The organism is Thiovibrio sp. Mzg5, from assembly GCF_055379285.1.
On sequence record NZ_AP022872.1, the window covers coordinates 180,035 to 204,482 of the forward strand.

Here is a 24,448-nt window from a genome sequence, read left to right on the forward strand (position 1 = left end):
AGTCCTCCGTTACTTCACATCTGTGGAAGGTTTCCGTCTCCCCCCATGTGAAGAGCGGCGAGTCGGTCGAGAAAATCATGTGGACCGTGGTGGCCTGCCTGGTGCCGCCCCTGGTTCTTTCCGTTTTTATCTTCGGCATCCAAACGTTGCTCATCACCGCAGTCAGCGTCCTGAGCTGCGTGGCGGTGGAGGCCGCAACCCAGAAGGCCTTGGGCCGCCGGATCACCATTTCCGACGGCAGCGCGGTGATCACCGGCATGCTCATCGCCTTTGTCATCCCCCCGGGGGTGTCGTCGTTGCTCCCGGTGCTGGGCGCGGTCATGGCCATTGCCATCGGCAAGCATCTGCTGGGTGGGATCGGCTACAACATCTTCAATCCAGCCCTGCTGGCCCGGGCCTTTCTTTTGGCCACCTTTCCGGTGGCCATGACCTCGGCCTGGCTGCCGCCGCTTTCCGACCTGGCGATCTTTTCCTATCTGGGCACCCCCATCGACGCCATTGCCACTGCCACCCCGCTGGCAGTGCTCAAGACTCAGGGGCTTGGCGCATTCAGTGAGCAGTTCGGCGTGGGAGCCAATCTCTACACCAATTTTTTCCTCGGCTGGCGGCCCGGTTCCATCGGTGAGACCTCGGGGTTGCTCATCGTGCTGGGCGGGCTTTATCTGCTCTATCGCGGCTACATTACCTGGCATATCCCGGTTACGGTGCTTGGCACCATCGCTCTGCTTTCCTGGGGTTTTGGCGGCGAGAGCCTGTTTAGCGGCGATCCGCTGCTGGCTGTGCTTTCCGGCGGCGCTTTGCTCGGCGCCTTTTTTATGGCCAATGACTACGTTACCTGTCCCACCAACAAGACCTCCCAGCTTATTTACGGCGTGGGCGTGGGCGCGCTCACCGTGCTCATCCGGCTCAAAGGCGGCTACCCCGAGGGAATCTGCTACGCCATCCTGCTCATGAATCCGGTGAGCCCGGTGCTGGACGGATTTTTTAAGCCCAAGCGCTTTGCGCCTCTCCAGGGAGGTGCGAAATGAAGGATATTCTCACCATCATTTTTCGGTTGACCGTTGCCTGCCTGCTGGCCGGGCTGGTCATGGGCGCTGCCTTCATCGCCACCAACAAGGCGAAAAAGCATAACGCCCATGTGCATGAGCAGAAGGTTATGCTCAGCCTCCTGGGCTATTCGGCAAAGAACCCGGCCCCGGAAACCGTGGCCATGCATGAGGTGTATCGCTACCTCGTCGGCGAAGGCGAGGATTTGGCCATGGGCTATCTCCTGCCCCTGCGGGACGGCTCCTTCTCCTTTGTGACCATCGACCTGGCGGGCGGGTTTGTGGCCCAGACCCCGGTGGCGCTTGCCGCGGAAAAGGCAGGAGAGGCGGGCGAGCGCACCCCGGCGATTGAGGCTGCCATCGGCGCAGGCAAGACCCTTCGTTATGCCGACCAGACCATCGTGGTCACCACTGGCGGAAAAAGAACGGCCTATCTGCTGCCCGGCAGGTTTCCCGGCTTCAAGACCTTTATCGGTGCGATGTTGGCTCTGGATCAGAATTTCACCATCCTTGGTCTTGAGATCATGGAGCATGAGGAAGACCCTGGTCTGGGGGGCGAAATCGTCCAGAACTATTTCAAGAAGCAGTTCAAGGGCAAGCCCCTGGAAACGGTCAAAAAGCTGGAGGTCGTGAAAACGCCTCTGCCGGAGGAGTATCTCCAGGCCTTGGAGGCGGACAAGTTCGGTCTCGGTCCGGAAGAGGTGGCGCGCATCCAGGAGCAATACCAGGATAACGATATCTACGCTCTCACCGGCGCCACCATCTCCAGCCGCTCGGTGACCAACGGGGTCAAGGCGATGGTGAAGAAATTCGCTTACCGCTTGGCGATTTTGGACCGGGTTCTGGTCGAACAGCATATCGCGACGCCTTTTTAGGAGAATGTGACAGTGGCGACTGACAAAACAAACCTGCAACTGGTGGTCAACGGGATACTGAACGAGAACCCCATCTTCCGGCTGGTGCTTTCCATGTGCCCGGCGGTGGGGATCAGCACCACGGTGATGAACGGCTTCATGCTGGGGATCGCCGTGCTCTTTGTTCAGGTCTGTTCAAGCTGTACCATTGCCCTGTTCAAGAACGTCATCCATCCCCGGATCCGGATCCCGACCTACACCCTGACCATTGCCACCTGGGTAACGGTGATCGACATGGTCCTGGCTGCGTATCTGCCCGAGGCCTACGCCAAGATGGGCATCTTCATCAAGCTCATCGTGGCCTTTGCCATCATCACCATGCGTTTGGAGATGTTCGCCTCCAAGGAGAGCGTCAACGCCTCGTTCTGGGACGGCATCGGCATGGGGCTTGGCTTCATGTTGGGGATGATGGCCTTGGGTTTTGTCCGGGAGCTGCTGGGCATGGGCACCCTTCTGGGCTATGACGTGCTGGGCTTTAAGCCGATGCTCTTTTTCGTGCTGCCTCTGGCCGGGTTCTTCTGCGTCGGCCTGATGATGGCCTTTTTCAACTATATCGAGATCGTCTACAAGCGAGCCAAACGGGCCTGAACCATGCATACTTACACTATTAAAAGGATACTGCTTTTCCTCGTTCTCGTCCTGGCCCTGCCTGTTCTGGCCCAGGCCCAGGAGCTGATTGCCGGTAAGTCCTTCGGCAAGGCAGCAAACGAGATCGTCGTCACCTTCGGTGCTGCCGTGGACCGGGCAAAGGCCGAGGATCCGGCCAACTACCGGGTCTACGAGGAGCAGGATCCGGACATCAAGCTGGAGCTGGAAAGCGTGGTCCTGGCCGATGACCAGAAAACAGTCACCCTGACCTTCAGGGAGCCGCTCAATTCCAAGCTGCCCCACGTGGTCTCCGTCAGCCGCCTTGCCGAAAGCGGGGCCGCGGCTACCTTTAAGGTGATGAAGCCCTACCTCGGCTATCTGTTTTCCATTCTCATCAGCGCCCTGTTGATCAACAACTTTGTCTTCACCAAGTATCTGGGGCTCTGCGTCTTTTTCGGCACCTCCAAGCGCAAGGACACGGCCAAGGGGATGGGGCTCACCTTCACCATGGTCATGGTGGTCAGCGCCATCATGAGCTGGTTTTTTTACCAGTTCATCCTCAAGCCCTATGGCCTGAACTTTTTGCAGATTGTGGTTTTTATCGGCCTGGTTTCTCTTACCGTGCAGGCGGTGGACACGGTGTTGCGCAAGGTGAACCCGGCGCTGTTCAACGCCTTTGGCGTGTATCTGGTGCTGGTCATCGCCAACTGCGTGATCATCGCGGTGCCGCTGATTCTCGCCGACAACGAATACAATTTTTGGGAGTCCTTCATGCTTGCCCTGGGGGCAGGCGGCGGCTTTCTCCTGGCCCTGTATCTGATGAGTTCGGTACGGGAGAGGATGGAGCTTGCCAATATTCCGCGGACCTTCAAGGGCGTGCCCATCGCCTTTATCGTCGCCGGACAGTTTGCCTTGGCGTTTCTGGGATTCTCCGGGCTGACTCTTTTTTAGAAGCCGTAAGGAAAGAACTTGGTTTTGCTGTAACGGCTTAGTGATTTAGAATAATTTTCTGCGGTTTACGTGGGATAGGTGTGGAAATGGATCCAGCATTAGTAAAACTCGCCCTGGGCGGCATCGCCCTCCTGGGCTGCATCGGCCTTTTCTTTGGCATCGGCCTGGCCCTGGCGGCGCATCGCTTTGCCGTGGAGGCCAACCCCTTGATCGAAGAGGTGTTGGAGTCCCTGGCTGGCGCCCAGTGCGGCGGCTGCGGCTATCCGGGCTGCGAGGGCTATGCCATCGCGGTGGTCACCAACCCCGAAGTGCCGCCCAATCTTTGCTTTCCCGGCAAGGAAAAGGTGGCCGAGCGGGTGGCCCAGCTCACCGGGAAGAAGATGACTGAGGTGGAGGATATGATCGCCCTGGTCCGCTGCTCCCGCAAGGAAGGCAGGGTCAGCCACAAGCACGAGTACATCGGTTTTGCCTCCTGCACCGCAGCCAACCTCGGCTTTGGCGGGCCATCGGCCTGCAACTATGCCTGCATCGGTCTTGGCGAATGTGCCGCGAGCTGCCCCTTTGACGCCATTGCCATGGTGGACGGCTTCCCGGTGGTGAACCCAGACAAGTGCGTGGCCTGCGGCACCTGCGTCCGGGCCTGTCCTAAAAAGGTCATCGAACTGATGAGCCTCAAGGCCAGGGTGCATGTGCCCTGCAGCACCAAGGATCTGGGCAAGAATGTCCGCAAGGTCTGCGAAGTGGGCTGCATCTCCTGCCAGATGTGCGTGAAGAAATGCCCGGCGGAAGCCATTGCCTACGTGGACGGCCTGATCAAGATCGACCATCCGAAATGCATTGCCTACGGTCCTGAATGTCAGGAGATCTGCGTGGAAAAATGCCCCCGCAACATCATGCGGAAATATGAGGGAAGAGTAGCCATTGCCCGTCAGGCGGAAGGCCTGAAGATGGCATCTTAAATAGTGAAAAATGAAAGGCACAGGGGGAGTATGTGTCCTCGAATCCTTTTTTATCGCGTAAAGAGAGGGAAGAAATGAAGGCGAAATCGACCATGGTGCAGACGATTTGTAATCCGCAGAGAAGATCCTTTCTGAAGCTTTCCGGCCTGCTCGGCCTCGGGGCGGCAGGTGCGGCCCTGTTGCCCACCTCCCAGGCGGAGGCGGTTTTTTTCGGCCCCAAGGAATACAAGGTCTCCTCGACCCGGCTGACCATGGGTTCTTTTCTGGCCATCACCGCCATCCATCCCTCCAAGGATGAGGCAGAAAACGCTATTGGTCTTGCCTGGGAAGAGATCGACCGGTTGGGCAAGCTCCTGAGCCGCCACGATTCCTCCACCCCGGTTTCCCAGCTCAACAGCACCGGCACCCTGCGCAAGGCGCCGCCCGAGGTGCTTGAGGTTGTGGCCCGCTCCCTCTACCTCTATAAGCAGACCAACGGTGCCTTCGACATCACGGTCAAGCCCCTGGTGGATCTTTTCAAGGATCGTTTTGCTGTCGGGGTGACCCCCTCAGAGGCCGAGATCACCGCGCTTCTGCCCCGGGTGGGTTCCGAGCAGATCCGGTTTACCGCCGGCGATATCTCCTTTGCTCGGCAGGGCATGGGCATCACCCTGGATGGCATCGCCCCCGGTTATATTGTGGATAGGGTCTCCGCGTTGCTTGCGGCCAAAGGGATTACCAACCATCTCATCAATTGCAGCGGCGACATCCGCACCAGCGGTACCGCAGCCAAGGGCAAACCATGGACCGTGGCCATTCAGGATCCGGCCAAGCAGAAAGCCTACCCCGAGGTGCTGGCCATGGCCACCGGCGCCATCTCCACCTCCGGCAGCTACGAGATATTTTACGACCGGGAGAAGATGTTCCACCACATTGTCACCCCCCAGACCGGCCATTCGCCCAGGCTGGCAACCAGTGTCACGGTTAAGGCGCATTCGGTCATGGATGCCGATGGTCTGGCCACCGGGATCATGGTCATGCCGCCGGCGGAAGGGGTCCGTTTTGCCGACAGCCAGCCCGGCTGCGCATGTTTTGTCGTTGCCCAGGATGGCAGTTTCAAGAAATCCGCAGGCTGGAACCAGTTCGTCTGATTGTTTGAGACGGCAGATTGCAGGTGAAAAAGAGGCCTGCGGGCCTCTTTTTTTTGTGGGAGAATGTGAGCCATGTCCGAAATAAAAAATCCCCTGGAAATTTACGCGGCCCTGGCGAAAACGAACTGCGGCCAGTGCGGGGTTCCCTCGTGCATGGCCTTTGCCGCCGCAGTGCTGCAGGGGCAGAAAAAACTGACCGCTTGCCCCTATCTGGAGCCTGCGGCAGCCAAGCAGTTGAGCCACAGGATTGTCCGGCGGCGCTCCCTGGAAGATGACCATCAGCAGGCCATCCAGCAGTTACAGAGGGAGGTTGCGGAGCTTGATTTTTCTTCTCTTGCGCCACGGCTTGGGGCGCGGCTGGTGGAAGGGAATCTGGCCATCAACTGCCTGGGCAAGGATTTTCTCATCACTCCGTCGGGAGAAATGCTTTCCGACTGCCATCTCAACCACTGGATATATGTTCCCCTGCTGCACTATTGCCTGCTTTGTCAGGGCAAAGAGCCCCAAGGCGAGTGGGTGCCCTATGCCACCTTGCCCGGCGCTGCCGAATGGAGCCAGTATTTCAGCCACCGCTGCGAAGAACCCTTGCGCCAGCTGGCCGACGCCCACCGCGACCTGATTTTTGAAATGCTCCATCTCTTTGGGGCAAAGTCTGTCTCCCTGTCCGGCGGCGCGGACCATTCCCTCCTGATCCTGCCCCTGCCCAAGGTGCCTTTCCTGATCAACTACTGGGAGCCGGAAGAGGGCTTTGCCTCGCAATTGAACATCCTCCTCGACCGCTCGGCCGGGGAGAATATCAACGCCCAATCCATCAACCTGCTTGCTCGCGGCATCATCGAGATGTTTCGCCAGCTCATCCTAAGGCACAGCCGGGACGGCAAGCTTTTTTAGGTAAGCGGCCACCGGGCAACGCATCTGCCGTGTCATCGGCCTGCTCATGTGCACTAGCACACTTCGCAGGCCTCTTCCTTGCATCTGCGGCACCCTGTGGCCGCTTACTGCGGGGGGGGCTGTGATCAGTTCATTTTAACCCTCTTTCGGCCCGGAGAGTGAAGATGATAATCCGTTCCCGCCTGGCCCCCTCTCCCAGTGGCCGCCTTCATCTCGGGAATGCGGTCAATTTTATCCTTACCTGGCTGATGGTGCGCAAGGCAGGCGGCACGCTGCGGCTGCGCATCGATGATGCCGATTGCCTCCGTACCAAGCCAGAATATCTTGAGGACATCTTCCTGCAGCTCGATTGGCTCGGGATCACCTGGGATGAAGGGCCGTCGGGGGTGGATGATTTCCAGCGGCGATTCTCCCAGCAGCTGAGGCTGGAGCGGTATCGTGAATTCCTGGCCGAGCTTCGTCGCCTCGGGCATCTCTATCCCTGTAGTTGCTCGCGCAGGATGGTCAGAAGCCTTGCGCCGGATGGGGTTTATCCTGGATTCTGCCGGAAGCGTTTCGCCGAGCCAGGGGCCAGGGAGGCGATTCGGGTGCGGGTTCCGGAGGGCAGCGTCTTTCGGGTGGATGGGCAGGAGGTCCCACTCTGTAAAGCGATGGGAGATTTTGTTCTTTGGCGGAAGGAGGATTTGCCGGCCTATCAGTTGGTCAGCCTGGTCGATGATCTGGATGACCGGATCACGCTCATTGTCCGCGGCCAGGATCTTTTGGCTTCCACTGCGGCCCAACTTTTTCTCGCCGGGTTGCACGGGGACAATTTTTTTGCGGCAGGGGTTTTTCGGCACCATCCCCTGGTGCTGGGTGAAGATGGGCGGAAGCTCTCCAAGTCGGACGGTGCCTTGTCCCTGGCCGCCTTGCGTGAGAGGGGGTGTTCGCGGAGGGAGGTGTATCAGACCGTGGCAAGGCAGGTGGGGATTGAGCCGGACGGGATTGCCACCCTGGAGGATCTGCTTTTCAGATTTTGTGGAATCCCCTGATAAAATTAGTATGTTCATTTCTTTGCTTGCCCAAAGAAACGAACCAAAGAAAGGGCCCCCGGTGTCTCTTGTCCCGCCGAAGGCGGGATGCCCTGTGCTCCTCGATGCTGCCGTGGCTTTGCAAACTCGGCTTTCGCCTCAAACAGTGCAAAGCCATTTTTCGGCAGCCTCTCCGGTGCTCGGCTGCGTGCCAATGGGATTTTCCCCCATTTGTCCTGCCGCGTCTTTTTCTTGTTTCTTCTTTTGGGCACGCAAAAGAAGAAAAAGGGAACTACGGCAAGATTCTCCCCATCTTTTTCAAGGATTACTCCATGGGCCCAGCCGGTTCGGCTTGGCCACCGCCTCCGCCAACCGGGAGGAAAACTCCGCCCCGGGAATCTCCCTGGCCCCCAGCCGTTGCAGATGCCCGGTGCCGACCTGGCAATCGATCAACTCAAAATCCCAACCTTTCAGGCGCTCAACCAGTCCGGCCAGGGCGACCTTGGAGCTGTCGGACACCAGGCTGAACATGGACTCCCCGAAAAACACCGCGCCCAGCGCCACCCCGTACAGACCGCCGACCAGTTCCTCGCCCTGCCAGCATTCCACCGAATGGGCATAGCCCTGGTCGTGCAGCGCACAGTAGGCCCCGATCATATCCTCGTCCAGCCAGGTGCCTTGGCCTTCCTTGCGGCGGGTTTGGCCGCAGGCTCGGATCACCTGGGCAAAAGCCGTATCAAAGGTGATGCTAAAGACCTGTTGCCGGATGGTGCGGGCCAACCGTTTTGCCAGATGGAATTCTTCGGGAAACAGAACCAGGCGCGGGTCCGGCGACCACCAGAGGATTGGCTCGCCGGGTGAGTACCAGGGGAAGATGCCGTGCTGGTAGGCCAGCAGCAACCGCGGCACCGAGAGGTCGCCGCCCACCGCCAGCAGGCCGTCTTCCCTGGCCAGGGCCGGAGGCGGAAAAAGCAGGCTGTCGCTCAGTTGGAAAACAGGCATGGGGATGGTTTGGCAGCGAAAAGAGAAAAATGAAGCATGAAAAGGCAGAAGCCCCCAGCAGGCTAATCAGGCGATGCGCTGAATCAGGGGAATACCCTCAATGCCGGTGGTGCAGACGTTGAGATCCCTGAGGATGCCGTCGCTCACCCGGTAGATCCAGCCGTGCACCGCCAGCTCCTGTCCTGATTTCCAGGCGTTTTGTACCATGGTCGTGTGGCAGACGTTGGCCACCTGTTCCACCACGTTCAATTCGCAGAGCAGGTCGAGCCGTTCCTTTTCGCTGGGCTGGGCATCGATCTCTTTCTGGTGAAACCGGTATACATCCTTGATATGCCTGAGCCAGTTGTCGATGAGGCCATGCTCGCTGTTTTCCAGGGCGGCGGTAATGCCGCCGCAATCGTAGTGGCCGCAGACAATGATGTGTTTGACCTTGAGCACATCCACCGCGTACTGGATCACCGAAAGGCAGTTGAGGTCGGTATGGACCACCACGTTGGCGATGTTGCGATGCACGAAGATCTCGCCGGGCAGCATGTTGACGATTTCGTTGGCTGGCACCCGGCTGTCGGCGCAGCCGATCCAAAGATATTCGGGCCGCTGCTGGTTGGAGAGCTTGCTGAAGAAATCGGGGTCAGCATTTTTAATCTTGGCTGCCCAATCTTTGTTATTGTCGAAAAGATGCTTGAGAATCTGCATGGTTTCCTTAGTTGTCGTCGGCCGGACGGGGTCAATTCCGGTTGACGGCCAGGGCGAAATCCTTCAGTTCGACGAGAAACTGGTTTAGATTATGGATGTCGTCGTATCTCAGCCCCATGTTGATGTCGGCCAGCACCTCCTTGCTCCGCTCCGAACGCAGGGCCGAGATGAAGGCGATGATCATCTCGCGATCGAACAGGCTGTCGATGCCCTCGCATAGGGTCCGGAGCGCTTCTTCCACCGGCAAGGCTTCCCGGTAGGTGCGTTTGGAGGTGAGCGCGTCGAAGACATCCGCCACCGCGATGATCCGACCGAACAGGGAGATGTTCACGCCCAGCAGGCCAGCGGGATAGCCGGTGCCGTCCATTCGTTCATGGTGCTGGGTTGCCCCCTCGAGGATGTGGGCCGGCAGCTTGATGGGCTGGAGAATCTTGTCGGTGAAGACCGGATGCTTCTGGATGAGGCAGAACTCTTCGTGGGTGAGCTTGCCGGGCTTGCTTAAGATCAGTTCCGAGATGCCGATTTTGCCCAGGTCATGCATGTAACCGGCGATTTCCAGGTCGTTGAGCTGCTGGTTGTTGATCCCCAGCTCTCCGCCGATGGCCATGGCGTATTTGGCCACCCGGAAGGAATGGCCGTGGGTGTACTCGTCCTTGGCGTCAATGGCCGCGGCCAGGGCCTTGACCGTGTTCAGGTAGAGATCCTGGAGGCTGTCGTACAGGCGCAGGGTTTCAAAGGTCGGGGAGATGATGTTTTCGATAATGGCGACCAGCTGTTTTTCCGAGGCGGAAAAAGCCCGGTGGCCGGGGACGCGGATAAAGACCATCTGGCCGCTCTGGCTGTCTTTTTCCTTGATCGGCGAGCAGAGCAGCGAGGCGCCGTCTTCACGGGCGCAGATAATGGTGCTGCCTGCCGCCGCATGTTTCAGACAGATGCTGTTCCGGGTGGAGTCCACTTCCTCGTCGGTCATCCGGTTGGTGACACGGATTTCCTCGTCCCACCGACCCTTGGTGTGGATGAATCCCTTGTCCGCCTTGGTCGTTTGGGAAATTTCATCCAGGATGATCTGGTAGCATTTTTTCAGGTCATCGATCCCGATGATTTTCTTGGCCACCTTGAACAGGAAGTTGAGCTGGCTGGAGAGTTGCAGCATCTCCTCGGTGGTTTCCCGGAGTTCCGTTTCCCGCAGGAGCTGGCTGTTCAGGGAGGCCAGGCAATAGAGGATGTGCGGTTCGGCCTGGGAAAGGAGATCCTGGCTTGGCGCGGCGCAGACAAGGGAGCCGATGTCGGAGGGAAAACTAAAAGGGTAGGCGCGGCTGACCGGGGTGTCGCGCCCCTCGGTGTGGCGGCTTGCCACGGGCGTTCCCTCGCTGTCGATCACGGTAATGGCGAGATCAAGCGCCTCGGCCAGATAGGCGATGGATTGGTCCAAAAATGCGGTATCGAACAGGTAGTCCCGAATAGAGGCCATGGCAGTCAGTCCGTCCCGAGAATGTCGCGGATGGCCTTGCCAAGTTCTTCCTTGCAGATCGGCTTGTTTAAAAAGCCGATGCCGCCCGCCTCCCTGGCCTGCTGGATATTCTCCTCGCTTCCCAGGGCGGTAAAAAACGCCACCGGGATATGGGCGGTGCGCTGGTCCGCCTTGATCCGGCTGGTTGACTCGAAGCCATCCATTACCGGCATTTCGATGTCCATGATAATCATATCCGGCCGGATCTCGGTGGCCAGTTCGTATCCCAGGAGACCGTTTTCCGCGGTGATGGATTGGTGCCCCAGTTGCTGGACAAGCTGGCTGACGATACGCCGGATCATGGCGGAATCATCGACTATGAGGATTGTTTTTAGCATGGCGCCTTGTTCGCAACCTAGTAAGGGAACAATGTGGTACGGGGGATACTAGGTAGGCAATATACTCCGAAAGCCGGGGGGAGGCAAAAAAAATATCGGCCATCCTTCCCAGCTTGCCATGTGTAAGGGACTGCCGGCAAATTTCGTGGGTTGCCACCCTATTTTTTCTTGGTCCGGATGGCCACGGAATTGGCATGGGCGGTGAGGCCTTCCAGCTTGGCGAGCAGCTGGATATGCTTGCTGTCCGCCCGAAGAGCTTCTTCGGAATAGGCGATCAGGCTGGATTTCTTGATGAAGGTTTCCACCCCCAGGGCCGAGGAGAAGCGGGCCGTGCCCATGGTCGGCAGCACATGGTTGGGACCGGCCAGGTAATCCCCGGCGGATTCCGGGGTGTGGCGGCCAAGGAAGATCGCCCCGGCATGGCGGACGCGGGTCAGCCAGAGAAAGGGCTCGTGGACCATCAGCTCCAGATGCTCGGCGGCAATCTGGTTGGCCAAAAGGATCGCTTCCTCCAGGTCTTTTGCCACCAAAATCACCCCGCGTTCGCTCAAGGATTTTTTGGCGATTTCGGAGCGGGAGAGCTTGGCCAGCTGTGCTTTGAGTTCCACCACGATCTGTCCGGCCAACTTTTCGCTGGTGGTGATGCACATGGCTTGAGCCTGCGGGTCGTGTTCGGCCTGGGCCAGCATGTCGGCGGCGATATAGGAGGGCTCCCCGGTTTCATCGGCGATGATCAGCACCTCGCTGGGGCCGGCGATCATGTCAATGCGCACTCTCCCTGCAACCTGGCGCTTGGCCTCGGTCACATACTGGTTGCCCGGGCCGACGATCACATCCACCGGGGCAATGGTCTTGGTGCCGTAAGCCAGGGCGGCGATGGCCCAGGCGCTGCCTGCCTTGTAAATTTCGGTGATCCCGATTTCCTGGGCCGCCACCAGCAGGGCCGGATTAACCTTGCCGTTTTCATCGGGCGGGGTCATCATTACCCGCCGCTCCACCCCGGCGATGGCCGCGGGGATGCCGTTCATCAGCACCGAGGAGACCAGGGGGGTTTTGCCGCCTTGGCCGCCCGGCACATAAAGGCCGGCGGAATCCACCGGATGCACGAGCCGTCCGGTGATGGCGCCGTCTTCCCGCGTCACCATCCAGGACTGTTCCTTTTCCCGCTCGTGAAAGGTGTAGATGCGCTCGATGGCCAGTTCCAGGGTGTCGAGGAAGTCGTCATCCACCGAGAGCATGGCCTCGTGCAACTCCTCGTCGCTTACCTGGAGCTGGGCTGCGCTCATGGACGGCGCGTCGAATTTGCGGATGTATTCGATCAACGCCTCGTCACCGCGCTGGCGGATGTCGGCGATGATGGTGGTCACGGTCTGCTGGCAGGCAGGGTCGGCCAGTTGAAAACGGTCGCGCAATCCGGCCAGGATCTCTTTGCCCTTGGCAGAGGTGGTGGTGACAGGGGTGATGATCATGGTTTGCCTCTATTGTTCAGCGGGAAAGCGTGCCGTTGGGGCCGCTACCTGCGCCTTTCCGTATTATTTCATAATGTTGGTTAACGGCCTAGTCGTATTTCTCTCTATACCAGCGATTACAGGGGAAGAAAAGCCCTCTTCGCGGAATTGATCAAGATTTGCAGCGGTGGTTGGCATTGCAAAGAGTCTGGGCAGCGTATACTTTGAAAGTTGAAAATGATTTTTACGAGGGCATCATGCTGCGTTCCTATCTCACGGCGGTGCGGGAGCTTCCCCGACCGCCCCGTCTTTTTCTGATCTTCACGGCGGTCAATGTCTTTTCCTGGCAATGTATCGCCGGGCCGGCCATGGTCCTCTTTGCCCGCGCCCTCAATATGCCCCCGGCTTGGGTGGGGCTGCTGCTTTCCTTTCTCCCTATTTCCATGCTGCTGGTGGTGTTCACCGTGCCGCTCGTTGAGTGGCTTGGCCCCCGGAAGCTGCTGCTGTGGACCTGGCTTGCCAGAAATGTCCTCTCCTTGTCGGTTTTTCTTGTCCCCTGGGCAATAAGCCGCTGGGGTGAGGCAGGCGGCTGGCAGGTGCTGCTCTTCGCCACCCTGGCTTTTTCCCTCATCCGGGCCGTGGGCGTGGGCGCTTGGTATCCCTGGCTGCACGAGATCGTCCCCCGGCCGCTTCTCGGCTCCTACCTCTCCATCGAGGCCGCCATGAGTCAGGTGATCATCATCGCCCTTGCCCTGGCCATGGCCCTGATCTTCGGCCTGGGGCAGGGGCTGAGCTGTTTTTTTCTCCTTTACGCGGCGGGCATCGGCGCAGGCTTCTGGAGCGTGCAGCTTATCGGCAAGATCCCGGGCGGCGAGCGGGTCGTCGCCACGGATTTCGGATTCTCCGGCCGGAGCCCTTCCTTGCGACAGGCGCTGGCGGATCAAGAGTACCGCCGCTTTTTCCTCCTCGCCATGCTGGGCACCGGTTCGGTCATGTGGCTCAATGCCGCTTCGGTGATGTATCTGCGCGACATGCTCTGCTATTCCGAGGCCAAGATCATGCTGCTCCTTGCCGCAGGCGGGATCGGGGTGGCCTGTACTGTTCATTTCTGGGGCAGGGCCGCCGACCGCTTCGGCAGCGTCCCGGCGATGATCCAGCTCCTGGCTGCGCATGCGCTGCTGGCTTTTTGCTGGTGGGGGCTGCTGCCGGGTGGCAGGATGACCGCGCTGCTGGCGGTGCCGGTCATCGTTTTCACCACGATCTTCAATGCCGCCTTCACCATGGTCAGCGCCAGCGGCATGCTCTGCCGGGTGCGCGACGAGGGGAGGGTGGCCTATACCAGCCTCTGGATTCTCGGGGTCTCCACTGCCAACGGGTTGCCGCCGATCTTGGCGGGGCTGCTCATTGATTATTGGGGGATGGCTGGCTTCCGCCTCTGTTTTCTCATCGCCGGCTGTATCGGCCTGGCCGCAGCCGGTTTCATGTTCGGACTGTCGCCGGAGGAGGGCAAGCCGCCCCTGCACGAGCTGCGGCATCTGATCCAGCCGAGCCAGCCGTTGCGTTCCCTGGCCAGGGTTTTTTGGATTACCTTGGGGTTTGGGGAAAAGAAGGGAGGGGGAACAGGCGGGGATGGCCGGTGAACCGAGAGAGGCCAAACACGCCCCCAGTCTCCCCGGTTCAAGGGGCAAGACGCAGCTGATCACGGCGATTGCCACCGCAATCCAGCTGCATCTGCCTTGTGGAAGAAAAACTGGAACGCAACTCGCCCAACAGGCGCGTTTCTGCTACTGTGAAAATACAGATAGACGTTGTCACCCCGGTTTAGGAAACAGCATCCCCCTGGTCGCCATGCGAAAAAAAACAATCCTTATCCCAATGCTTCTTGTGCTGTTCAGCTGCTGCTGGCTGACCGGACCAGTCGCGAGCGCGGCGAACAACCGTAATGAGTCGCGCTCCACTGGACAACCCGCCGTTGATGTTGCCAGGCTGGAAATGAGAATCCATGACCTCATCAACCAGGAGCGAAAGAATGCAGGACTGCCGGATCTGGAATGGAATCAAACCCTGCAGCAGATCGCCCGCGATTACAGCCAGGATATGGCGACGCGTAATTTTTTTTCCCACACCGATCCGGAAGGCCGCAATTTCGTTCAGCGTTACCGGCGGGCCGGATTCAAGTGCGCCATCAGAAAGGGCTTCTTCTTCAGCCGGAGCACCATTCTGGGGGGCGAGAACATTGCCTATAATCATCTCTCCAGCGCCATCGTGCGTCGGAATGGACAGACAATGACTTCCGAGGACGCGGAGGAGCAGTTTGCCGCCGCCGTAGTCAGGCAATGGATGACGAGCCCCAGCCATCGGCGCAATATCCTGACCCGTCACTACCAGCGGGAGGGGATCGGCGTCGCCATCGGGAAGAACGGCAAGGTGCTGATCACCCAGAATTTTTGTTGAGTGCTTGTTGCGGCTGGTTAACGGCGGGGAAAAAGGCGGAAAAAAGTTGGGACATCCATGTGAAAATACTAAAATAATTTCTGCTGCCCGATAACCCCTGGCAGCCGCTGGGGGGATTTGATCCTGAGCACCTTGTTGACATTCATCCTGCCGGTCACGACCTCAATATCTTTCACCGCAACACCAAACTCATCCGCCAGGAAACGCACCATGTAGTCGGTCGCCTTTCCTCCCCGCGGCACAGCCTTGACGCTGACGCAGAGTTGATGTCCCTTTACCTTGCCGATGGCATCTTTCTTGGCATTGGGGGTGCCGAGGATATTGAGGACCAGAACGTTGCCTTCCCAAGTATAAAAGGGTCTTTGCGTCATCCCGCTCATCCCATCGGGTACAGAATCTCTTGATTGACGCTGTCGCACTCTTTCAGGAGTTCTGGTGAAAGGACGGTTTCCGAGGCTTTGAGGGTATCGTCCAGTTGCGAAGGATGCGTTGCCCCGACGATGGTGCTGGGGACAAAATCAAAACTGAGCGTCCAGGCTGCCGCCATGGTTGCCGGTGCAAGCCCATGTTTTCTGGCGATGGCAGCATATTTTTGTGCCGCTGCTATCGATCTCTTTCCGGCAAATCGTCCAGCCTGCGCTTTCATCCTCGGATCAGGATTGTTCAGGTAATCCCCGAAGCGAAAGCCGTCCCACTGGTGGTCAGGCTTATACTTGCCGCTCAACACTCCGCCGGCCAAGGGCGAAAAGGGGAGCAACCCGACCTGCTCTTTTTTGCAGACGATGGCAATTTCATCCAGGAAGCGCCTGTTGAGCAGGGAAAAGTTGTTCTGGATGCTCTCGAATCGCTTGAAGCCCCGATAACGGCTGGTCTCCAAGGCCTTGGTCAGGCCGTAGGCATTCTCGTTCGAAGTCCCGATATAGCGCACCTTCCCACTGCGCACGAGTTGATCGAGCGCTTCCAGGCTCTCTTCAATGGGAACGACGGTGTCGGGCCAGTGGACCTGATAGAGATCGAGGTAATCGGTCTTGAGCCGCCGTAAGCTCCCTTCGATGGCGGTGGTGATATGAAACGCATCGATGGCCGTAAGCCCATGCCGCACCGGGGGAACGAACCAGCCATTGGCCGCACCCGCGACTTTCGTGGCAAGGATAATTGAATCCCTTGGCTTACCTGCCAGCCACTCGCCGAAGATCTCTTCCGTGAGCCCATATGTTTCTGCCGTTGGCGGAACGGGATAAACTTCCGCCGTATCATAAAAGTTGACGCCATTTGCATAGGCTTTATCAAGGATTTCAAACGATATTTTTTTATCGCATTTTTTCCCGAAGGTCATGGTCCCCATGCAGATGTTGGAGACGCGCAGGCCGCTTTTGCCGATATAGTTGTATTTCATATGGGGTGATCGTAATTTGTTCTGTTTATGGCCTAAACAAAGTCAAAAAAGGCCGAAGATCGAAATTCAGGGGCGCAGTGTTAGATCTGGGTTTCATCCTTTTTTTGTTGTTTGCGGCTTTGCCGGTACCTTCTTTAATGTTACTGGTTTTGCCGGTGCTTTCTTGGATGCGGCTGGCTTTACTGCGGACTTCTTAGCGGTTGCCGGTTTTGCTGCGGCCTTCGCACTTGGCGTGATAGCCTTTTTTGTGTAAGCCACTTTACCTGCAGTACGGTGCTTTGAAGCCAATTCTTCAGCTAATAAGAGATCTGCATTGATAATTTTTTCTGCCTTGGCTACAGCAATCTTTGCTTCAGCCGATCGTATATTTGGAGAAGCCTTGAGTAATTCACGAATGGCTTCGGACAAGGCATTTTCTGCATCTTTCTTCAATTTCGATGTCTTTGATTTTTTAAATATTGCTAAGAGAGCATCGACGATAGGTTTGACAAATGCCGCTTCAAGTCCTGTTGCCATTTTAACTCCTAATCGGGGTTTATCTGTCCACCAAACAGGCTGCATGGAGCATCACATATTCCACGGTTGCGTGTCAAGCAAGGAGAGCGAGGGCGGCTATCTCCTCGTCGTCCCAGACTCCTCGTCAAACACCGGGCATTTCCGCTCGGGCGTGTAATTGGTGTAGATCTTGTCGCTGTAATCCTTGTGGCAGGGCAAACATTGCCCCACCCGCAGGATGCGGGCCAGCTCCCCTTTGTTGAAGGGGCGCAGGTCGGGCCGGGCGCTTTTTTGCAGCGGCTTGCCCTCGATGTTCACATAACCGTCCAGCGGCGGGGTGGGTCCGGCCTGGGTTTGCAACCCCTGGTCAACTCCGTTGAACCGCCACTCCCCCTTTTCCTTCCAGGCCGTGCCCTCGCCCAACCCCACGGTCTTGGTGGAGGTGTGGCAGTCGGCGCAGGTGCGGCCCGCCTTCTGGGTGGTGTGGGGGCTTAAGGCCGCCATGGTCAGCGAGTTGAAGGAGCCTGCCGGTTTGCCCTCTTTGTCGATCAGGGTCACGACATCCTGGCAGCCGGGGGTGACGGTGACGATCTTGTCCTTCCAGATGGCCAGCATGGGTTTTTCAAACCGGAGATAGGAGCGGCCCTCTTCCCACCAGCCTGCGGTTTCCTTGCCGGTTAGCTTGTCCAGATGGGTTTCCCGCATATCCCGCTTGGCGTGGCAGCCGTAGCATTGCGGAATCCAACTGGAGTGGCAGGCTTCGCAGCCCATGCGCTTGTGGCCAGGGTAGTCGCAGACCCCTGCCTTGGGCGGGTTGAGGGGATGCTTTTTGCCGGTGAGTTTGCCGATGAGGAGATATTTCCCGTCCGGACCCTGTTCCAGGTTGTTGAGCTGTTTGTTCTTGCGGGTGAGTCCGGGTTTGCCGTCTTTGGGGTTCACATGGCAGATGGTACAGGAGATCTCCAGCGCCTGTTCGTAATGGGCGTAATTGGTGCCGTCGCCCATGATCTCGTCGCGGGTGTGGCAGTCGATGCAGGCCATGCCTTTCTGGTGGTGGATGTCCGGGGCCAGATCAAGATAGTAGCGGTCGCCGGGCAGCTCTTTTTTGGAGGGGGTGCCTTTCTCGTAGGGGGTGCCATAGCTCTCCCCCTCGTAGACGCCGATAAACGAGGTGCCCACCCGGCCGCTCCGGTTATGGCAGCGGATGCAGTTCTCCATGGGTATTTTTTTGTTGATGAGCGGGTGCGGCTTTTTTTTGAGCTGGCCGAATTGGAAAAAGGTTTCCCAGGGCCGGACTGCGGTGGGGGCTTGGGGCCGGGTGTAATGGCAGGCGGTGCAGCCGCCGCCCTTCTCGCCGAAGAAGCCTTCCATGTCGCCCTTTTGCTTCCAGAGATGGCAGGTGGCGCAGAGCTTGCGGTAGTAGTCGATGGCCAGCGAGGTCTTGCCGGTTCTGTTCAGCTCCTCCACCGAAAAATCGCCGTGCTGGTTCGGGGCCTCGCCCCAGTAGTGGAGCAGGGTGGCGAGGATGCCGCGGTTGGTGGCCATGAGCGAGTTCTTCACCTTCTTGACATCCTGGGCGTGGCACCCCTCGACCCCGCAGGTTTTTTCCACCACCCGCAGGTCGCCGGGGTTCTTGACGATGCCCTTGTGCGCCGCCTTTTTCTCGATGGCCAGCGGGTCGCCGAGATGGCAGGACGAGCAGCCCAGCACCTCGCGGCCATGGGCCGGGTCGAGTTTTTCCTCCTTGTGGCAGGAGAGGCACATCTCCACCTGGCCGTTGACCAGCTGGTAGAGTTTGTCCGGCCTCTTGGTCAGGTTCTCGCGGACCACCAAGGCAAGCACCACCAGGAGTAGGCAGAGAATGGTCCAGCGTGGGGAAATAGGGGGGATTTTCATGGCAGGACGGTTTCCCGGTAGCCCTCGGCGGTGGGGTAGCGGCGGCCCTGCCCAAAGGCCTTGGTGGTGACCTTGAGGCCGAGGGGGGCCTGTTTGCGTTTGTATTCGTTGGTCCGGATGCGGCGGACCACGTCCTCCACCACCGGTCGATCAAAGCCCATGGCCACGATCTCACCGATGGAGCGATGCTCCTCCAGGTAGGCGGCAAGGATCGCGTCCAGCACCGGGTAGGACGGCAGATCATCTTCGTCGCGCTGGTTAGGGGCCAGCTCGGCGCTGGGGGGTTTGTCGATGGTGCGGTAGGGGATAATCTCCCGGCTTTGGTTGAGATGGCGGCACAGGGCATAGACCAGCTGCTTGGGCACATCGGCGATCACCGCCAGGCCGCCGCTCATGTCGCCGTACAGGGTGCAGTAGCCCACGGCGTTTTCGCTCTTGTTGCCGGTGGAGAGCAGCAGCCGTCCCTGCTTGTTGGCAATGGCCATGAGCAGATTGCCCCGGATGCGGGCCTGGATGTTCTGTTCGGTGACATCAGGCTTTGCCCCGGCAAAGATGGGGGCCAGGGTGGCGAGATAGGCTTCGAACAGACCAGTGATGGGCAGGATGGTAAAATCGATCCCCAGGTTTTTGGCCAGCTGTTCGGCGTCTTCCAAGCTTTCCGGGGAGGAATAGGGCGAGGGCAGGGCGACCCCCAGCACATTTTCCGGCCCCAAGGCGCGGGCGGCGATGGCTGCGGTCAGGGCAGAATCCACCCCGCCGGACAACCCGATAACCACCTTGCAAAAGCCGCATTTGGTTACATAGTCGCGGGTGCCCAGCACCAGAGCCTCGCAGACCTCGCCGGTCTCCTGTTCCGCATCACCGGGCGCACCGTGGATCTCCCCCTGCCAGGTATCGGTGTCCACCACCACCATATCTTCGCTGAACCGGGCGGCCTGGGCCACAACCGCGCCCTCTTTGTCGAGGGCTACGCTGTTGCCGTCAAAGATCAGGGAATCCTGGCCGCCCACCTGATTGACGTAGATGAGCGGCAGGTGGTGGCGCTGGCAGAGGTTGGTGAAGATTTTCTGCCGGACAGTACCCTTGCCCAGATTGAAGGGGGAGGCTGCCAGGTTGATCAACAGCTCCAAGGGGCTGTCGGCCTGGGCCAGCATACCGTCCACCGGATCGGTGGCGTAGAGGGGGCAGGGAAAAAGGCTTTTGTCGTTCCAGATATCCTCGCAGATGGTGAGGCCCAGGTGCAAACCCTTGTAGCGGAAGGTCCCGTTCCCATGGCCCGGCTCGAAATAGCGGGCCTCGTCAAAGACATCGTAGGTGGGAAGGAGCTGTTTGTGGGTGGTGAACAGCACCTCGCCATCGCTGAAGAGGACACCGCTGTTGTGCAGGGGCTTGCCCACGGAGGTGGGGTTGCGGGAGACCAGGCCGCAGATCACTCCGATGCCGATGTCGTGGGCCTTTGCCACCAGCCGGGCAAAGGCCCGCTCCTGGTCGTCGAGAAAGGCTGACCGCTCCAACAGATCTTGGGGCGGATAGCCGCTGATGGCCAGCTCCGGCAGCACCGCCAGTTGGCAGTCCGCTGCCTTGGCCTTGTCCAGCCAGCCGGAGATCGCGGCGATATTTGCGGCAAAGTCGCCGATAACCGGGTTGTATTGGATGAGGGCGATTTTCATAGGGGCATATCATAGCACAGACCCTGCCGGTTGGCATGGGAAAAGAGGGGATTGCCGGCGGCTGGTGTTGGCTTACGATTCCGCCCGCAACCGGTACCCCACCCCGGATTCGGTGCACAGCAGGCTGGGTCGGGCCGGGTCGCGTTCGATCTTGCGCCGCAGGTTGCTGATGTTCACCCGCAGCACGTGCGGCTGCTCCAGGTGGGAGGCGCCCCAGATCCGGCTGAGCAGCTGGCGGTGGGTCAGCACCTTGCCGGCGTGGGTCACCAGCAGCCGGAGGATTTCGTACTCGGTGGGGGTGAGCTGCACCTCCTGTCCGGCCACCAGCACCAGCCGCCGGGCAAGATCCACTTCAAGTCCGCCGCTGCGGAAGATCGGCTCCGGGGCCTGGCCGACGACCCTCCTGAGCGCCCCCCGGATGCGGGCCAGCAGCTCCGGCACGCCAAAGGGCTTGGTCAGGTAGTCGTCTGCGCCGGCGTCCAGGGCGGCCACTTTGTCGTCCTCCTGTTCCCGCACCGACAGGACGATGATCGGTGCTGGCGACCACTCGCGCAGCCGCCTTATCACCTCCACCCCGTCCAGGTCGGGCAGCCCCAGGTCGAGCAGGATCAGGTCCGGTCGCACTGCTGCTGCGGCGGCCAGGCCGAGGCGACCATTTTCCGCCAGATGCACGGCAAAGCCACTGCTTCCCAGCACGGTGACAAGCAGCCGCCGGATGGCGGCCTCGTCGTCCACCACCAGGATGCGGGGGGGATGGTCGCTGGGTCTTGTCTCATTCATGGGTTGGACCCTCTGCCTGGGGTGGCGGGGTAAGGGGCAGCCTGATCGTCACGGTCAGGCCGCCGCCGGGTGTGATGGCGGCGCTGATCTTGCCGCCGTGGGCCTGGACAAACCCCTTGCAGATGGAAAGGCCGAGCCCGGTGCCGCGCGCCCCTTCCGGCGCCGACACCCGGTGGAACTTGTCGAAGATCCGTTCCAGGTCTGCCTCGGCAACGCCGGGGCCATGGTCGACCACCTCCAAGACCAGCCACTCTCTGTCGGTCCGGGCATTCATGGTAATGGGCCGATCCTGGGGCGAATATTTGAGGCTGTTGTCCAGCAGGTTGACCAGCACCTGGATCATGCAGCCCATGTCCAGCATCACCAGCGGCAGGTCCGGGGGGAGGCGCACCACAATCTCCCGCTTCCCCAAGCGCGGATCGAGCACCGACAGGGCGCAGCCGATCAGCTCCTCCATGTCGCAGGGCGTGTACTTCAGCCGCACTGCCCCGGCCTCCAACCGGGTCATGTCCAGCAGATTGCCGACAAAGCGGTTCAACCGGGTTGCCTCCTCGTAGGCGGTGGCCAGCAACTCGGCCCGGGCCGCCTCGTCCAACCCCTCCTGGTCCCGCATGCTGCTCAACGCCCCGGTGATGGAGGCCAGCGGGGTGCGCAGATCGTGGGAGATGGAGTTCAGGAGCGCCCGTTCCAGGTTCTCCCTGGCCTGGAGGATCTGGGCCTGCTCCGCCTGCTGGGAGAAACGCACGCGCTCCAGGGCCATGGCGGTTTGGCTGGCAAAGGCATCGAGCAGGAGCCGGTGCTGCTGGGAGTTGTAGTCGGCTGTCTGTTCGAGTCTGACCCCGAGCACCCCGTGGATGGTGGTCGCGGTCTTGAGCGGCAGGTAAAGGAGTCCGGCCGAGCCCAGGGTGGTGGTGCCGCGACCCGCTTCCTGGTGATTGCGGAAGGTCCAGTCCGCCACCGCCCGTTCCTTGAGGTCGAGGGTCAGTTTCTCGCTGGCGGAGATGATTTTGAGTTGCTCCCCATCGGCCAGGAAGACCACGATTTCGGCCTGCAGGCTTTCCCGGAGGTTGCGGAGTACCGCGCCGGTGACGGCAACCAGGTCGGCGGCACCGGCCAGATCGCGGCTCAGGTAGTAGAGGCTGGCGGTCTGTACCTCCCGTAGTTGCAGCGATTTCGCCCGTTCGCGGCTTCTGGCCACCTGGGAGCTGATCACCAGCCCCACGGTGAGGAAGCCGGCAAAGGTCATCAGGTATTCGGCGTCGGCCACGGCAAGGCTGAACCGGGGGGAGACGAAGAAGAAGTCAAAGGCGAGTACCCCGAGAAAAGCAGTGACCAAGGCCGGTTGCAGCCCGAGCCGGACCGCGGCCGCCACCACGGCGAGCAGGTAGAACATCACCATGTTGGTGGGGGAGAAGAAGGGCTGGACCAGACCGCAGAGCAGGGTCGTTCCGACTACCAGGGCCACGGCCGCCGCATACCCCGACCAGGGGATGGTCCGGACCGGGCGGTGTTGCCGCGTTGCCGTGCGCCGTTCGCCGGCACTCATGCTGACCACATACACATCGATCTCGCCGCTTTCCCGGATTACCTGATCCACGATGGGTGGCCGTAGCAACTCGCGCCAGCGCGGCCGGGTGGGCTTGCCCACCACGATCTTGGTGATGTTGTGGCGGCCGGCGTAATCGGCCACCGCTTCGGCCACTGTGGTTGCGGTGACCGTGGCCACGGTGGCGCCCATGCTCTCGGCCAGTCTGAGATCGCGCCAGATCTGTTCCCGGTTTTCGCGGCTGAAGCGGCCGGTGTCCGGGGTTTCGATGTAGAGTGCGTGCCAGGGGGCCTTCATCTCGTCGGCCAACCGCCGGGTGGTGCGCATCAGCTTCTCGCCGAACGGGCTGCCGCTGATGCAGACCAGCAGCCGCTCCGCCACGGTGCGGGGGCCCGGGATGGCGCGGCTCTCCATGTAGGAGCGCATCTGGTCGTCCACTCGGGCCGCAGCGCGGCGCAGGGAGAGTTCTCGCAAGGCGATGAGGTTGCCGGGCTGGAAGAACTTTTCCATGGCCCTGGCCGCCTGCTCGGGGATGTAGATCTTGCCCTGGCTCAGCCGTTCCAGCAGCTCGTCCGGCGGGATGTCCACCAGCTGGATCTCTGCGGCCTGGTCGAGCAGGAGGTCCGGCACGGTCTCCCGCACCACCACCCCGGTGATCTTCTCCACCACGTCGTTTAAGCTCTCGAAGTGTTGGACATTGACCGTGGTGTAAACGTCGATGCCGGCGGTCAGCAGTTCCTGTACATCCTGCCAACGTTTTTCATGCCGACAGCCCGGCGCATTGGTGTGGGCCAGTTCGTCCACCATGGCGATCTGGGGCTTTCTGGCTAGCACTGCGTCGAGATCCAGCTCGAAAAGCACCACTCCCTGGTATTCAAGCTGCAACTTGGGGATGGTGGCAAGCCCCTCAAGCAGGGCATCGGTCTCGGCCCGTCCGTGGGATTCCACGTAGGCCGCCACCACGTCCCGCCCCTCCCGTTTGCGTTGGCGGGCCGCGCTCAGCATGGAGAAGGTTTTGCCCACCCCGGCCGCGTAGCCGAGGAAGATCTTGAGCTTGCCCTGGTCGGTCTGGGCTTCCTCGGCCTGGGCCAGCTTGAGCATGGCCTCCGGCGAGGGCCGGATGTCGTCGTTGTTGGTCACGGTTGGGAATCCAGCGCCCGGTTGAGCAGCAGTACATTGACCCGGGGCTCTCCCAGCAGGCCGAGCTGGCGGCCCTCGGTGTGGATGGCCACGAAGCCGGCCACCGCATCCTCGGAAAGATTGCGGGCTAAAGCGATGCGTGGGATCTGCAGTCGGGCGGCTGCGAGGGAAATGTGGGGATCAAGGCCGCTGGCCGAGGCCAGCACCAGGTCGGCGGGGATGGGGGTGGTGATGCCGGTGGCCCGCAGGGCTTCGACCCGTTCCGCCACGGTGGCGAGAAAGGCCGGATTGGTGGGGCCGCTGTTGGAGCCGCCCGAGGCCATGGGGTTGTAGGCAAACTCGGCGGTGGCCGAGGGCCGGGGCCAGAAGTAGTGCGGGCCGGAAAAGGGCTGGCCGATGAGGGCCGAGCCGATTGCCTGGCCGTTGGCATCGGTGATCAGGCTGCCGTTGGCTTGGTGTGGGAAGAGGGCCTGGGCGAGGGCGGTAACCACCGCCGGGTAGAACCCGCCGCAGAGCACGGTGAACAACAGGCACATCAGAATGGCTGGTTTCAGTTCTTTCATGGTTTTTTTTCTCCGAATGGCGTCG

Annotated in this window: 23 protein-coding genes; 10 read left to right on the forward strand and 13 right to left on the reverse strand. The window is 60.1% G+C overall.

From position 1 onward, the window contains the following. Window positions 1–20 precede the first annotated feature (20 nt). The 8 genes from ACZ46D_RS00810 to ACZ46D_RS00845 all read left to right on the forward strand — a co-directional run bounded on the left by ACZ46D_RS00810 (window position 21) and on the right by ACZ46D_RS00845 (window position 7,510). Window positions 21–1,028 carry an RnfABCDGE type electron transport complex subunit D gene (locus ACZ46D_RS00810; RefSeq protein ID WP_464929241.1) on the forward strand — a complete coding sequence of 336 codons (1,008 nt, stop codon included), beginning with the start codon at window positions 21–23 and terminating at the stop codon, window positions 1,026–1,028. Continuing rightward, entirely contained in the window at window positions 1,025–1,921 is an 897-nt protein-coding gene (locus ACZ46D_RS00815) for an FMN-binding protein (RefSeq protein ID WP_464928142.1), read from the forward strand. The genes ACZ46D_RS00810 and ACZ46D_RS00815 overlap by 4 nt, the downstream gene beginning before the upstream one ends. 12 nt (window positions 1,922–1,933) lie before the next feature. Continuing rightward, a complete protein-coding gene (gene rsxE, locus ACZ46D_RS00820) occupies window positions 1,934–2,548 on the forward strand; it encodes an electron transport complex subunit RsxE (protein WP_464928143.1) in 615 nt (204 codons plus the stop codon). A gap of 3 nt (window positions 2,549–2,551) precedes the next feature. Next, a complete protein-coding gene (locus ACZ46D_RS00825; RefSeq protein WP_464928144.1) occupies window positions 2,552–3,499 on the forward strand; it encodes an electron transport complex protein RnfA in 948 nt (315 codons plus the stop codon). Window positions 3,500–3,585: 86 nt separating this feature from the next. Then, window positions 3,586–4,458, forward strand: coding sequence for an RnfABCDGE type electron transport complex subunit B (gene rnfB / locus ACZ46D_RS00830; protein WP_464928145.1), 873 nt, complete (start codon window positions 3,586–3,588; stop codon window positions 4,456–4,458). Window positions 4,459–4,532: 74 nt separating this feature from the next. Then, the gene (locus ACZ46D_RS00835) at window positions 4,533–5,588 is read left to right on the forward strand and encodes an FAD:protein FMN transferase (protein ID WP_464928146.1); all 1,056 of its coding nucleotides are present in this window, start codon (window positions 4,533–4,535) and stop codon (window positions 5,586–5,588) included. 72 nt (window positions 5,589–5,660) lie between these two features. Next, window positions 5,661–6,479, forward strand: a complete 819-nt coding sequence (locus ACZ46D_RS00840) for a DUF3786 domain-containing protein (RefSeq protein ID WP_464928147.1) — start codon at window positions 5,661–5,663, stop codon at window positions 6,477–6,479. 164 nt (window positions 6,480–6,643) lie between these two features. Beyond that, a complete protein-coding gene (locus ACZ46D_RS00845; protein WP_464928148.1) occupies window positions 6,644–7,510 on the forward strand; it encodes a glutamate--tRNA ligase family protein in 867 nt (288 codons plus the stop codon). A 297-nt stretch (window positions 7,511–7,807) separates the two neighbouring features. On the opposite strand, the gene aat is transcribed toward ACZ46D_RS00845, so the two are convergent. The 5 genes from aat to hisD all read right to left on the reverse strand — a co-directional run bounded on the left by aat (window position 7,808) and on the right by hisD (window position 12,504). Further along, on the reverse strand, window positions 7,808–8,491 hold the full coding sequence (gene aat, locus ACZ46D_RS00850; RefSeq protein WP_464928149.1) for a leucyl/phenylalanyl-tRNA--protein transferase: 684 nt from the start codon (window positions 8,489–8,491) through the stop codon (window positions 7,808–7,810). Between the two features lie 66 nt (window positions 8,492–8,557). After that, window positions 8,558–9,187 carry a carbonate dehydratase gene (gene can, locus ACZ46D_RS00855; protein WP_464928150.1) on the reverse strand — a complete coding sequence of 210 codons (630 nt, stop codon included), beginning with the start codon at window positions 9,185–9,187 and terminating at the stop codon, window positions 8,558–8,560. Between the two features lie 31 nt (window positions 9,188–9,218). Further along, window positions 9,219–10,658 carry an HD-GYP domain-containing protein gene (locus tag ACZ46D_RS00860; RefSeq protein WP_464928151.1) on the reverse strand — a complete coding sequence of 480 codons (1,440 nt, stop codon included), beginning with the start codon at window positions 10,656–10,658 and terminating at the stop codon, window positions 9,219–9,221. A gap of 5 nt (window positions 10,659–10,663) precedes the next feature. Next, window positions 10,664–11,035, reverse strand: coding sequence for a response regulator (locus ACZ46D_RS00865; protein WP_464928152.1), 372 nt, complete (start codon window positions 11,033–11,035; stop codon window positions 10,664–10,666). 158 nt (window positions 11,036–11,193) lie between these two features. Further along, entirely contained in the window at window positions 11,194–12,504 is a 1,311-nt protein-coding gene (hisD, locus tag ACZ46D_RS00870) for a histidinol dehydrogenase (protein WP_464928153.1), read from the reverse strand. Window positions 12,505–12,707: 203 nt separating this feature from the next. Here hisD and ACZ46D_RS00875 point away from each other — a divergent pair, with 203 nt between their 5' ends. Beyond that, the gene (locus tag ACZ46D_RS00875) at window positions 12,708–14,123 is read left to right on the forward strand and encodes an MFS transporter (protein ID WP_464928154.1); all 1,416 of its coding nucleotides are present in this window, start codon (window positions 12,708–12,710) and stop codon (window positions 14,121–14,123) included. After that, window positions 14,113–14,937, forward strand: coding sequence for a CAP domain-containing protein (locus ACZ46D_RS00880; RefSeq protein WP_464928155.1), 825 nt, complete (start codon window positions 14,113–14,115; stop codon window positions 14,935–14,937). Before ACZ46D_RS00875 ends, ACZ46D_RS00880 begins: the two co-directional genes overlap by 11 nt. 68 nt (window positions 14,938–15,005) lie before the next feature. Here ACZ46D_RS00880 and ACZ46D_RS00885 read toward each other — a convergent pair whose 3' ends face one another. From ACZ46D_RS00885 to kdpC, 8 genes are all read right to left on the reverse strand, one after another. Continuing rightward, a complete protein-coding gene (locus ACZ46D_RS00885) occupies window positions 15,006–15,308 on the reverse strand; it encodes a DUF167 domain-containing protein (protein ID WP_464928156.1) in 303 nt (100 codons plus the stop codon). A gap of 5 nt (window positions 15,309–15,313) precedes the next feature. Next, window positions 15,314–16,333, reverse strand: coding sequence for an aldo/keto reductase (locus ACZ46D_RS00890; protein WP_464928157.1), 1,020 nt, complete (start codon window positions 16,331–16,333; stop codon window positions 15,314–15,316). Window positions 16,334–16,426: 93 nt separating this feature from the next. After that, entirely contained in the window at window positions 16,427–16,849 is a 423-nt protein-coding gene (locus tag ACZ46D_RS00895) for a hypothetical protein (RefSeq protein WP_464928158.1), read from the reverse strand. A 96-nt stretch (window positions 16,850–16,945) separates the two neighbouring features. Further along, a complete protein-coding gene (locus tag ACZ46D_RS00900) occupies window positions 16,946–18,724 on the reverse strand; it encodes a hypothetical protein (RefSeq protein ID WP_464928159.1) in 1,779 nt (592 codons plus the stop codon). Then, window positions 18,721–20,394: an NAD+ synthase gene (locus tag ACZ46D_RS00905; RefSeq protein ID WP_464928160.1), complete on the reverse strand. Its 1,674-nt coding sequence runs from the start codon at window positions 20,392–20,394 to the stop codon at window positions 18,721–18,723. Before ACZ46D_RS00905 ends, ACZ46D_RS00900 begins: the two co-directional genes overlap by 4 nt. 72 nt (window positions 20,395–20,466) lie before the next feature. Further along, entirely contained in the window at window positions 20,467–21,174 is a 708-nt protein-coding gene (locus tag ACZ46D_RS00910) for a response regulator (RefSeq protein WP_464928161.1), read from the reverse strand. After that, the gene (locus ACZ46D_RS00915) at window positions 21,167–23,860 is read right to left on the reverse strand and encodes a DUF4118 domain-containing protein (RefSeq protein WP_464928162.1); all 2,694 of its coding nucleotides are present in this window, start codon (window positions 23,858–23,860) and stop codon (window positions 21,167–21,169) included. The genes ACZ46D_RS00910 and ACZ46D_RS00915 overlap by 8 nt, the downstream gene beginning before the upstream one ends. Continuing rightward, the gene (gene kdpC, locus ACZ46D_RS00920; protein WP_464928163.1) at window positions 23,857–24,423 is read right to left on the reverse strand and encodes a potassium-transporting ATPase subunit KdpC; all 567 of its coding nucleotides are present in this window, start codon (window positions 24,421–24,423) and stop codon (window positions 23,857–23,859) included. The genes ACZ46D_RS00915 and kdpC overlap by 4 nt, the downstream gene beginning before the upstream one ends. Window positions 24,424–24,448: the final 25 nt, after the last annotated feature.